An 11,963-nucleotide genomic window follows, 5' to 3' on the forward strand; every position below is an offset into this window, starting at 1 on the left:
GCCGGAGAATCCACCGGCAGCCCTGCGGACGCCTTCCCATTCGCCGTACCCTCGAAGCATGTCTCCCCTAGCCTCATTGGCGACACTCGCGAGCGGCTTGTGGTACCTGATCGCCGCTGCACTGATGCCGGCGCAACAGGGCGACACCATCGCGTTCGCGGCTGGGTCGGCCGTAGCGGGTGCGATGCTCGCCACCGGAGCCGGCCGCATGATGGCCGGCAAGCCGGCTGGCGTCCGAACGGCAATCCGCGGGGCTCGGGTCGCGCTTCTCGCCGTTCTCGTCCCGCTCGCCGCGTGGACCGCGATGATCACGTTGTCCGGGAGTGCTGAGCACGCCCGACTCGCGGTTGAGAATGGAACGCTTCTTTACGCGCTTGCCGGAGCAGCGCCGGCCATCGTCGTGCTGCTTCTTGTCCGGCGGAGCAGCCACATGTGACACCGTGCCAGCAGCGGAGCGACGCGGGCCCGCCCCCACCACCACGGGGACGCGGGCCGAGGCCGTCACTGACGCCCAGTCGGCTCAACGCCGAAGCGGAGGTGGCCTGGTTCATGGTCCATCCGCCGCATGAAGCCGCCCCCGGCATCACACTCGATCAGATGCGCGACCTGCACGACGTCACCGCTCGTATCTCCAGTCCTGACGGCGACCCGACCGGCATTCAGCCTGCTGACTCAGGCGAGGGCGAAGTAGCGGAGCCACAGGTAGAGGGCCGAGATGGCGATGGTGACGGCCGTGACCGGGATGCCGTACTTGGTGAAGGTCCAGAAGCTGATGGGCTGGCGGTTGCGTTCGGCGATCCCGAGGACAACCACGTTGGCGGAGGCGCCGATGGCCGTGGCGTTGCCGCCGAGGTCGGCACCCAGGGCCAGGGCCCACCACAGGACGTGGCCGTGGGTGTCGCCGACCGTCTGGACGAGGTCCGCGGTGATCGGGGCCATGGTGGCGACATAGGGGATGTTGTCGACGATCGCCGAGAGCAGGGCGGAGGCCCACAACAGGAGCATGGTGGAGCCGAGCGGAGCGCCGCCGGTGAGGTCGGCCAGCGCGGTGGAGACGGTCCCGATCACGCCGGTCTCGATGAGCGCCCCGACCATGATGAACAGGCCGGCGAAGAACGCGAGGGTGGGCCATTCGACCTCGCCGAGCACGTCCTTCACCTCGACCTTCGAGATCGCGACCAGCAGGCCGGCGCCGAGCAGGGCGACCACCGACGGCGCGTAGTGGACCACCGGGTGGAGGACGAAGCCGACGATGACCAGGCCGAGGACGACCAGGCCCTGAACCAGGAGGCGCGGGTCGTGGATGGCCTCGCGCTCGTTGAGCGAGAGGACTTCGGCGGCGCGGTCCTCGTCGTAGACGAAGGAGCGGCGGAACAGGAACCGGCACATCGCCACCAGCACGACCGTCAGGACGACGGCGAGCGGTGCGAGGTGGACCAGGAAGTCGTTGAAGGTGACTCCGGCGCGGCTGGCGATGATGATGTTCGGCGGGTCGCCGACCAGGGTGGCGATACCGCCGACGTTGGACGCGAAGACCTCGGCGATCAGGAACGGCGCCGCCTTCAGGGCGAGGCGGTCGCAGACCAGCAGTGTCACGGGGGCGACGAGCAGCACGGTGGTGACGTTGTCGAGCAGTGCGGAGGCGACGGCGGTGATGACCATCAGCATGGCCATCACCCGGAACGGTCTGGCGCGGGCGCGTTTGACCGCCCAGATGGCGAGGTACTCGAACACGCCGGTGCGCTTGAGCACGCCGACGATCATCATCATGCCCATCAGCAGGAAGATGACGTTCCAGTCGATGCCGGAGTGGGTGGAGAAGAACGCGGCCTCGTCGTCGGTGGCGCCGATGGCGAGCATCAGGCCGGCGCCGCCGAGAGCCGCGCCGACCCGGTGCACCCATTCGGTGACGATGAGGACGTAGACGGCCGCGAAGACCGCGAGCGACGCCCAGGCCTGCCAGTTGGTCACGGGTTCCCCAGGAGTCGGTGGAGCAGGTGGGAGGCGGTGATGACACCGAGCAGTCGGCCGCCGCCGCCGCGGCGGCCGGGGGCGTGTTCGACGACCGCGGCGAGCGGGCTGCGGTTGCGGGCCATGAGGGCGGCGATCTCGACGGCGGTGTCGTCGGCGTCGGCGACCGTCGGCGCGGGCGCGTCCTTGGGCAGGCAGTCGCGCACCCGGAGCCCGGTAAGGGCTTCGCACAGCCGGTCGGCGTGGGCCTCGTCGATGACGGCGGCCAGTGTCGGGTCCTCCATCACGTAGCCCGGCACCAGCAGGCGCACCAGTTGGGAGGCGGGCAGGATCGCGCGCGGGCTGCCGGGGCCGTCGACGACCAGGACGCCGGGCAGGCGGTGCTCCGCGAGGAGGCGGGCGGCGTCCAGGGCCTGGTCGTCCAGGCTGACGGTCGGGTAGGGCTCGGCGAGGTCACGTGCGCGCATCGGGGTGCTCCTTCACGAGGGTGTCGGCGGTGGCCCGGGCAGCGGTGAACCGGTCCACTGTGACTGGCATCGCGCTCGGGCCGGCGGGCACTGCCTCGGTCCCATCGTCCCCGGTGGGCGGCAGGACCGGTTCCTCGACATCGAAGAGACGGGCGACCGGGACGTCCGAGCTGGAGTGCACGGCGATCGACACGGCGATGCAGACCGCGATCAGGGTGTAGGCCTGCTCGCCCTGCGGGATGCCGGCTTGCAGCACCAGCAGCCCGTACACCACCGAGGCGAAGCCCTTGGGCCCGAACCAGGCGGCGACCAGTTGCTCGCGCCGGTCGATGCGGGAGCGGATCAGCGAGATCAGCAGGGACGCCGGGCGGATCAGCAGGATCGCGAGGGCGACCGCGACGTAGCCGCCGACGGACAGGTCGCCGAAGAGTCGTGGGGTCAGCAGTGCGCCGAAGACCAGCAGGGCGGCGAACTTGCTGAGCTCCGCGAGGGCTTCGCCGAGCGGCTCGAAGGTGCGCCTGGACCCGGGCGAGACGGAGGCGAGAACGGCACCGGCGGAGAATGCGGCGAGGTAGGGGTTGGCGTGGGTGAGGTGGCAGGCGGCGTAGAGGAGGATGCCGGTCGCCAGGGGAAGCAGCGGCTGCAGCTTCGCCTCCGCGCCGAGTACGGGCACCCGTACCAGCAGGTCGACCAGGACGGGCAGCACGGCGCCGAGGGCCAGGCCGCCGACGAGTTCCAGCCCGATCGTGGGCAGGGAGGCCTCGAAGTCCGGGGAGGTCGGCCCGGCGGCCGCGATCAGCACCAGGACGACCGGCAGCGCCAGGCCGTCGTTCAGCCCCGACTCGACGTTCAGCAGTTGCCGCAGCCTCGCCGGAACCTCCTTGCGGCCCACGATCGCCGAGGCGAAGACCGGGTCGGTCGGCGCCAGCACCGCGCCGACCAGGAACGATGTCGTCCAGTCGAGTCCGACCAGGAAGTGCGTCACCAGCGCCATGCCGACGAATGCCAGTGGCATCCCCAGCCCGAGCGCCCGTGCGGGGTTGCGCCAGGCTCCGCGCAGTGACGCGAAGGAGACGTGCATGCCGTCGGTGAACAGCACCGTGAACAGTGCCAGGTCCGCTGTCACCGCGACGATCGGGCTGCCCGGGGTGACGTGGATGAGACCGAGGAATCCGTCGCTGACCAACGCACCCGCCGCGAGGAACAGCAGCGAGGTCGAGAGGACGGAGCGGGCTGCCAGGCCCGACAGAAGAACCGCGACAAGCAATGCGGCCCCGAAAACGGCAACGAGCACCACAGGAGTCACCCCCGGATCGACGAAGAGAACTGTCCCTTGTTCGCCGACCAGGCTTCCCGGCACTCCGCCCGCGACTTTATACGACTTTTACGCTTCTCTGACAGTCCTTTAGCGGTCAGGCGTCCAGAACGGCTCGCCGCGCCGCCTCGACTCGGGACCTGCCGGGAGCGAGCTGCCATCAGTGCTCGGTGAGCCGGGAAGACTGGTCGTCAGGACACTCCACCGTGCTCGGACCCACCCCGTGCAACCACCCCGTACCTCCTGTTTCCGCTCGACGCCCGAACCTGAACGCCGACCGACGAACACCGTCACACCCGCAGGGGACCTGCGCGCTTGTGCTGCTGAGCGCCGATGCTGGGATCGACGCCGTCGCGAAGGCGTTCGAGGGACACGCCGTGGACCGCCGCGACCGTCCCCTCGTTCCTGGTCGGTCCTCTCGTCGAGCCTGGCCCGCACTGTCCGGCACCGGCCGCGACCGTTCACGTGCCGCGGGTGCGACGCCGGATCTCCTGCCGCCCGGGGCCGGTACCGCCGCGGGGGCTTCGGCCGGTTGTTGCCCGGGCCTGCCACGCTCGCCGGTGCGTCCCGCCGGGACGGCTGTCCACGGATGTGGGCTCGCGAGCCCGGACGGGTCTTCGGACGGGTGCGGGCGGGTCGTTGGTCCTGCGAGCGGGAGTCGTTGTGCTGCCGCCGGGGCGGGTGGATCGTCCTGGGCTGGACGGCGACACGTGGGTGGCTTCGTGGCGGTGGCCGGTACGGTGCCGGCGGATCGCCGGCCGGACCGTCGGCCCCGGGCGCTGCCGGTGACGGTGACGGGAGTGGTGGCGGTGGTCGCGACGGCGGCCGGCCCCGGGTTCGGGCTGCTCCCCTTCTACTCCGCCGGTCCCGCGCTCGCGGCCGCCCGCGGCACCGTGACCACGGTGCTGGGCACGGGTGCGCTGCCGGTCGGCCTGTGCCTGGGCGCGGCGGGGATCGACCACCTGCTGGGACACACCAGGGTGGTGATCGCGCTGGGCGGGATCGTCGTCGTCAGCGCCGCCGCCTGTTACGTCAGTTCGGTGCGACGGCGGGCCGAACGGGACCTGGTGGACGTGCGGGAGGTCGCCGAAGCGGTGCAGAACGTGGTGGCGCCTCCGCTGCCGTCCCGGCTCGGGCCGGTCGCCCTGACGGGCTCCTACCGCTCGGCGACCCGGGCAGCGCGGGTCGCCGGGGACCTGTGCCAGGCCTTCGAGGCACCCGAGGGGATGCGCGTGATCGTCGCGGAGGTCCAGGGCAAGGGCCTGGACGCACTGCACACGGCCGCGCTCGTCCTGCACACCTTCCGCGACACGGCCCGCACGGCCGAGGACCTGGGGGGAGGTTTCCGCGCACATCGAGGAGATCCTGGGTTCATCGGCGCGGTCCATCAACCGCCCGACGACCTCGTCGACCAACGCGTCCTCGGCCACCGCGGCGACCGGTTCCTTATCCACCATGACTCGTCCGCTGTCACATCACGGACTTACGCGATCTTTCGGACACGCTCTGCGTCGTCGGTCAGAAGATCGACCAGCCGGTGTGGGTGGTGAGGGTGTCGAGTGCGGTGATGCCCGCGATCGAGTTGCCGTGGCTGTCGAGGGCGGGCCCCCAGGTGCAGAGCGTGCCACGGCCGGGGATGACGGCGAGGATGCCGCCGCCGATGCCGCTCTTGGCGGGCAGGCCGACGCGGTGGGCGAACTCGCCCGCGGCGTCGTAGGTGCCGCCGATCAGCATGACGGCGTTGATGCGCTTGGCGTCGCTGCGGGAGAGCAGCCTGGTGCCGTCGGCCCGTATGCCGTGCCGGGCCAGGAACCCCGCGGCGAGGGCGAGGTCGCGGCAGCTCATGGTGAGGGCGCACTGCCAGAAGTAGTGGTCGAGGACGTCCGGGACGGGGTTGTCGAGGCGCCCGTGGTCGGCCAGCAGGTGGGCGAGCGCGGCGTTGCGGTGTCCGTGCTGGCTCTCGCTCCAGGCGACCTGGGCGTCGAAGTCGATGTGCGGGTTGCCGCTCTCGGCGCGCAGGAACTCGCGCAGGGTGCCCCGGGAGTCCCCGGTGAGGGTGAGCAGCCGGTCGGTGGTCACCAGCGCGCCGGCGTTGACGAACGGGTTGCGCGGGATCGCGTTCTCCCGCTCCAGCTGGGCGAGGGAGTTGAAGGGCGAACCGGAGGGCTCTTTCCCCACCCGGGTCCACAGCGAATCGCCGTCGGCGGCCAGGACCAGGGCGAGCGTGAACACCTTCGAGATGGACTGGATGGAGAACGGGACCCGCCAGTGCCCGGTGCCGCGCGGCGGTCTGCGGGTGTGGGTGTCCGCGATCGCGAGGCCGAACAGGCGGGGGTCGACGGCGGCGAGGGCCGGGATGTACTGGGCGACGGTTCCCTCGGTCAGGACGGGGCGGACCGCGTCGTTGATGCGTTCGAACAGGTTCTCGTAGTCCATGCCGGGCCCCCTCCGCGGGCGGGACGCCGTTGTCCGGCCCGGCATCAGCATGCGCCGGGGCGCTCACGGGGGGAAGGGCGCCCGAAGCGGAGAGGAGGGGTCCGATTTCCGGCCATGGTGACGTTCGGGTGCCTTGCACCACCGGAAAGGGACGGACATCCGATGGCGGATCACCTCACCCAGACCCACACCGCACCCTCCCCGAAGTCGCCGGGCCAGGAGAACGCCCTGCGGGGGGACATCGCGGCACTGCACGGAACCGTCGCGAGGTGCATGCGCCGGAACTACCAGGCGACCGTGCCGTTCGTTTCGCCAGGACGGTCTCCCAGACGTTTCCCCTGGTGGCGGCGGTGCGCCGCACGGGCGGTGAGCGTCCTGTTCATGGAGCCGTTTGACCACGGCCGGCAGTCGTCGGCGGTAAGCAGGTCCGCGAGTTGGCCGGGAGTTGTCGGCGGCCTCCGGCCGGGCCCCTGGGCAGGGTGAGGGCCCGGGCGAACCGGTCCGTCCGGGGCGACGAGTGGTGCCGGTCCTCGGCGCCCGGATGCAGGCGTGTCCGAGCGCGGAGGCTCCGTCAGCCGGCCGCCCTCGCAGGGCTGCCGAGGAGGGGATGTAAGGGGCTCCGGGGCGAGAGCCTCGGACAATCGGTCACGTGAGAGATCTTCCCGGTGCCGTGTGATGTGTGCAATGGTATGCCATCCCCGCTGCTCGGTGGCGTGCCGCAACCCGGTGTGCCCGTCGAGTGGTCCTCCTCCACCCGACCGCACCCCACACGGTCGTCGTAGGCCCGGAGACCCCCACATGAGTTCCGTCCGAATATCTGGGCTGTCGCGCTACGCGCGGCTGCTGCCCCTGGCGCTGACGTCCTGTCTGGCGCTCGGCCTGTCCGCCCCGAGCAGCCAGGCCGCTCCCGCCCCGGCACCACCGGCGACGGCGAAGGCTGCCGCCGCCCTCGCCCCGCAACCCGCGCCCGAGGCCGACCCCGACGCCCGCGAGGCCGAGCGCGGTACCGGGGCGACGGTGCCCGCGAGCGAGCGCGCCCCGTTCACCCCCGCGGCCGACCCGGCGCCGGGCACACCGGTGTCCGCCAAGTCGTTCGGCGCGTCCGCCCAGGCGGCTGCCGCGGACTGCTCCGTCAGCGCCTTCGCCAGCCGCACCGGCAGCGCGCTGGTGCAGCAGATCAAGGCCGTCGACAGCGTCTGCATCAGCCCCCTGTTCACCATCACCGGCACCGACGCCTCGTACGCCTTCCGCGAGTCGCAGATGGTGACGGTCGCCAACGCGCTGCGCGACAACGTCGCCTCCTATCCGGGCGACAACTCCACGTCCACCTACCAGTTGGTCATGTACCTGCGCGCCGGCTACTACGTCCAGTGGTACCACCCCACCGACGTCGGCACCTACGGCACCAGCCTGCGGACCGCGATCCGCGGCGCCCTGGACGGCTACTTCGCCAGTGCGCGCTCGCGCGACGTCACCACCGCCAACGCGGCCGTCCTCGGCGAGTCGATCACCCTGATCGACAGTGCCCAGGAGAACACCCGCTACCTCCCGGTGATCAAGCGCCTCCTCACCGACTACAACGCCGCGACCTACAACACCGTCAGCGGAATGCCCGGCGCGATCAACGGCATCTTCACCACCCTGTGGCGCGGCCACGAGGCCGCAGGCTTCGCCGCCGCCGTCCAGGCCGACCCCAGTGTGCTCGACGCGCTGAACGGCTTCGTCTCCGGGAACACCGCGCTGCTCGGCACCGACTACGGCTACCTCGTCTACAACGGCGCCCGCGAGCTCGGCCGGTTCCTCCAGTACGCGTCCCTGCAACCCAAGTTGCAGCCGCTGCTGAGCGGCCTCACCGCGCAGAGCGCCCCCAGCGGCCGCACCGCCCACCTGTGGGCGGCCGTCGCGGAGATGGTCGGCGCCTACGACGCGGCCGACGCCGCGCTGTACGGCACCGCGGACGGCGCCGCCCGCCTGCGCGCCGGCATCCTGGCCACCACCCACACCTGCAGCCCGAGCATCCGCGTCCTCGCCCAGCAGGTGACCCCCGACAACCTGGCCGCCGCCTGCGCGAGCCTGCTGGCCCAGGACACCTACTTCCACGCCGTCGCCCGCGACAAGGGCCCGGTCGCGGGCGACCTCAACACCAGCATCGAGGTCGTGGTCTTCGACACCCGCTTCGACTATCAGGTGTTCGCCGCCACGATCTACGGCATCGACACCAACAACGGCGGCATGTACCTGGAGGGCAACCCCGCCACCGCCGGCAACCAGCCCCGCTTCCTCGCCTACGAGAACCCCTCCGTCAAGCCCGACTTCCAGGTGTGGAACCTCAACCACGAGTACACCCACTACCTCGACGGTCGCTTCAACATGCACGGTGACTTCTACGCCGGCGTCTCCACCCCCACCATCTGGTGGATCGAAGGCTTCGCCGAGTACGTCTCCTACTCCTACCTCGACCAGCCCTACACCGCCGCGATCGACGCGGCCAAGCTGCGCACCTACGCGCTCTCCACGCTCTTCGACACCACCTACCAGAACACCAACTCCGAGCGCACCTACCGCTGGGGCTACCTGGCCGTGCGCTACATGATGGAGAAGCACCGCCCCGACGTGGACGCCGTGCTCGCCAAGTACCGCGCGGGCGACTGGGCCGGCGCCCGCACCCTGCTCAAGACCACCATCGGCACCCGCTACGACGCCGACTTCAGGACCTGGCTGGCCGCCTGCGGGGCCGGCGCCTGCGCCACCACGCCTTCGCTGCCCGGCAACCAGGCCCCGGTGGCCGCCTTCGACACGGCCGTCAGCGGTCTCACCGCCACCTTCGCCGACCGCTCCACCGACGACGACGGCACCGTGGCAAGCCGCAGTTGGAACTTCGGTGACGGCACCACGTCCACCGAGGCCGCCCCGGTCAAGACCTACGGCACAGCCGGCTCCTACACCGCCACCCTGACCGTCACCGACGACAAGGGCGCCACCGCCACCACCAGCCGGCAGGTCGACGTCGGCCTGCTGCCCCTGTGCGCCGGGAGCAACGTGAGCGTGCTCGGCCAGAACTGCCGCCGCGCCGGCCTGAGCGCCACCACCGGCAACATCTCCCACCACTACCTGAACGTCCCCGCCGGCACCAAGCAGCTGAAGATCACCACCACCGGCGGCACCGGCAACGCCGACCTGTACTACAACTCCCGCACCTGGACCGCCCCCGACGCCTACACCAGCAAGTCCACCCAGGCCGGCAACACCGAGACCCTGACCATCGACAACCCGCCCGCCGGATACGTCTACTTCGGCCTCCACGCCCAGCAGGCCTTCACCGGAGTCAGCATCTCCGTGCAGTACTGAACGCCCCCCCACACGAACACCCTGAATCAGTGGTGGGCCGCCCCGCACCGGGGCGGCCCACCCGCTTACCCGGCCCGCGGCGGGGCCGCCGGCCGCAGTCCTGCAACACCAAGGGCCGCAACGCCGCCTGCCGCCGCCTGCCCGGCCCGGCCCGGCCCGGCCACTGACGCTGCTCCCGGGCAGGGTATTCGTGACGCCGACGCTGGAGATCGAAGGGCACTCCGCACAGCAGCCCCCGCCACAAGAGGCAGCGACTACCCCGGGAGCGGCGTGGGGACCACGGGGAACCGAAGCCCGCCCACACACCAGGAGAGAGCGGGCACCTGGTTTCCCAAGTACCCGCTCTCACCGCCGACTTCACGGTCGCGGTGGCAGGATGTGCGCCTGCGACGCCTTGACCCCCGCGGCCAAGCGCGCCACCACGCCCTCACCGCACGGCGCCACCACCGATGACGGGACTGAGCTGGAGTCCCGACAGCCACGACAGTCCCGGCGGCGCTCCGGCGGGCCGGTCGAGTACCGGTGTCAGGCGGTCAGGAGGCCGTCGAGCCGGACGTCGTGGAGCTTGAGCCAGGCGTCCAACCGGACCGGGGGCTCCGTGTAGACCGATCGTTGCATCATGGAGTAGGCGTTCTCGACCGGCGTGGCGAGGTGGGACCGGACGGCGTCGAGGTTCAGCAGCGGCCGCGCCGGGGCGTCCCGGTCGGCGGTGATCCGGGCGAGCTCGCGGTTGATGGCCCGGTCGTAGCCGAGGTCCTGGGTCGAGGGGTAGGGGGCCTTCCGGCGCTGCGCGATCGACGGCGGCAGCAGGTCCTTGGTGGCGTGGCGCAGCAGGCTCTTCTCCCGCCCGTCGAACGTCTTGAACGCCCAAGGGGTGTTGTAGACGTACTCGACGAGCCGGTGGTCGCAGAACGGCACCCGGACCTCCAAGCCGGTCGCCATGCTCATCCGGTCCTTGCGGTCGAGCATCATCTGGAGGAACCGGGTGATGTTGAGGTGGCTGGCGACGCGCATCCGCCGTTCGAGGCCGCTGTCCCCGGGCAGGTGGGTGACCTGGCCGACGGCCGTGCGGTACTCGTCGGCGACGTACTCGGCCAGGTTGAGTGACTTGACCAGGCCCGGGTCGAGGAAGCTGGTCGCCTGCTCGCTCACCGGGACCCGGTTGATGGCGTGCCACGGGAAGGTGTCGGCCTGCGAGGCCACCGGGTCGTGGAACCAGAGGTAGCCACCGAAGACCTCGTCGGCCGACTCGCCGGAGAGGGCGACGGTCGAGCTCTCGCGGACCGCCTTGAACAGCAGGTAGAGCGAGGGGTCGTGGTCGCCGATGCCGTAGGGCAGGTCCCAGGCCCGCAGCACGGTGTCGCGGACGCCGGGGTCGACGAGTTGGGCGGTGTCGAGGAGGATCTCGCGGTGCTCGGTGCCGACGTGGCGGACGAGTTCGGCGGCGAACGGGGCGTCCGGCGCGTCCCGGAACTGCTCGGGCTTGAACTCCCCGGCCAGGCCGACGAAGTCGACGGAGAAGGTGCGGACCCGGCTGCCGTCCTTGGCGTCGAGCGAGCGCTGGGCCAAGGCGGTGAGGGCGCTGGAGTCGAGACCGCCGGAGAGCAGCGCGCAGAGCGGCACGTCGGAGACCATCTGCCGGCTCACCGCGTCCTCGATGAGCTCGCGGACGGTGGCGACGGTGGTGTCGAGGTCGTCGGTGTGCGGGCGGGTCTCCAGCGACCAGTAGCGCTCCTCGCGCAGCCCGTCGCGGCCGACCCGCAGGATGTGGCCCGGCCGCACCTCGTAGAGGTTCTTCAACGGGGTACGGCCGGGCACCCGGGCGAGGGCGAGGGCATCGCGCAGACCGTCCAGGTCGAGCGTCGCGGTGCTTAGCGGGTTGGCGAGGATGGCCTTGGGCTCGGACCCGAAGAGCACGCCGCCGTCGACGGGGTAGTAGAAGAGCGGCTTGACGCCGAGGCGGTCGCGGACCAGGAGCAGTTCCTGCGTCCGGGTGTCCCAGATGGCCAGACCGAACATGCCGTTGAACCGGTGGACGAACTCGCTCCCCCACTGGAGGTACGAGCGCAGCACCACCTCGGTGTCGCTCCTGGTGAGGAAGCGGTGGCCGAGCAGGACCAGTTCCTCGCGGATCTCCTGGAAGTTGTAGACCTCGCCGCTGTAGCTCAGGACCACGAGCGGCCGGCCGTCCGGACCTGTCTCCGGAGTGATCATCGGCTGGGCGCCGCCCTCGATGTCGATCACCGCGAGCCTGCGGTGGCCGAGCATCGCGTGCGGGGCCGACCAGACGCCTTCGGCGTCAGGCCCCCGGCAGGCCATGGTGTCCGTCATGGCCTGCGCGGTCGCTCCCTCCCTGGTCAGGTCGCGACCGAAGTCCACCCAGCCGACTATTCCACACATCTCGGACATACCTTTCGTCGAGTGAT

8 protein-coding genes are annotated in these 11,963 nt (G+C 71.0%); 3 read left to right on the plus strand and 5 right to left on the minus strand.

What is annotated here, in order from left to right; genetic code table 11:
* The first annotated feature begins 76 nt into the window (after positions 1–76).
* Positions 77–436 carry a hypothetical protein gene (locus ACIQTO_RS10935; protein ID WP_402385865.1) on the plus strand — a complete coding sequence of 120 codons (360 nt, stop codon included), beginning with the start codon at positions 77–79 and terminating at the stop codon, positions 434–436.
* A gap of 236 nt (positions 437–672) precedes the next feature.
* On the opposite strand, the gene ACIQTO_RS10940 is transcribed toward ACIQTO_RS10935, so the two are convergent.
* From ACIQTO_RS10940 to ACIQTO_RS10950, 3 genes are read right to left on the minus strand one after another with little or no spacing between them, the layout of a single operon-like run.
* Complete coding sequence (locus ACIQTO_RS10940) at positions 673–1,971, minus strand: SLC13 family permease (RefSeq protein ID WP_402385868.1); 1,299 nt, start codon at positions 1,969–1,971, stop codon at positions 673–675.
* Positions 1,968–2,438: a CBS domain-containing protein gene (locus ACIQTO_RS10945; protein WP_402385871.1), complete on the minus strand. Its 471-nt coding sequence runs from the start codon at positions 2,436–2,438 to the stop codon at positions 1,968–1,970. Before ACIQTO_RS10945 ends, ACIQTO_RS10940 begins: the two co-directional genes overlap by 4 nt.
* On the minus strand, positions 2,425–3,735 hold the full coding sequence (locus tag ACIQTO_RS10950) for a cation:proton antiporter (RefSeq protein ID WP_402385873.1): 1,311 nt from the start codon (positions 3,733–3,735) through the stop codon (positions 2,425–2,427). The genes ACIQTO_RS10945 and ACIQTO_RS10950 overlap by 14 nt, the downstream gene beginning before the upstream one ends.
* A gap of 728 nt (positions 3,736–4,463) precedes the next feature.
* Here ACIQTO_RS10950 and ACIQTO_RS10955 point away from each other — a divergent pair.
* Complete coding sequence (locus ACIQTO_RS10955) at positions 4,464–5,303, plus strand: hypothetical protein (protein ID WP_402385876.1); 840 nt, start codon at positions 4,464–4,466, stop codon at positions 5,301–5,303.
* Here ACIQTO_RS10955 and ACIQTO_RS10960 read toward each other — a convergent pair.
* On the minus strand, positions 5,272–6,189 hold the full coding sequence (locus ACIQTO_RS10960; protein WP_402385879.1) for a glutaminase: 918 nt from the start codon (positions 6,187–6,189) through the stop codon (positions 5,272–5,274). The genes ACIQTO_RS10955 and ACIQTO_RS10960 overlap by 32 nt on opposite strands.
* Before the next feature lie 798 nt (positions 6,190–6,987).
* Here ACIQTO_RS10960 and ACIQTO_RS10965 point away from each other — a divergent pair.
* Positions 6,988–9,537 carry a collagenase gene (locus ACIQTO_RS10965; RefSeq protein WP_402385882.1) on the plus strand — a complete coding sequence of 850 codons (2,550 nt, stop codon included), beginning with the start codon at positions 6,988–6,990 and terminating at the stop codon, positions 9,535–9,537.
* Positions 9,538–10,062: 525 nt separating this feature from the next.
* Here ACIQTO_RS10965 and asnB read toward each other — a convergent pair.
* Entirely contained in the window at positions 10,063–11,937 is a 1,875-nt protein-coding gene (gene asnB / locus ACIQTO_RS10970) for an asparagine synthase (glutamine-hydrolyzing) (protein ID WP_402385885.1), read from the minus strand.
* Positions 11,938–11,963 lie beyond the last annotated feature (26 nt).

This window comes from Kitasatospora sp. NPDC091207 (assembly GCF_044768625.1).
Taxonomy (GTDB): Bacteria; Actinomycetota; Actinomycetes; order Streptomycetales; family Streptomycetaceae; genus Kitasatospora.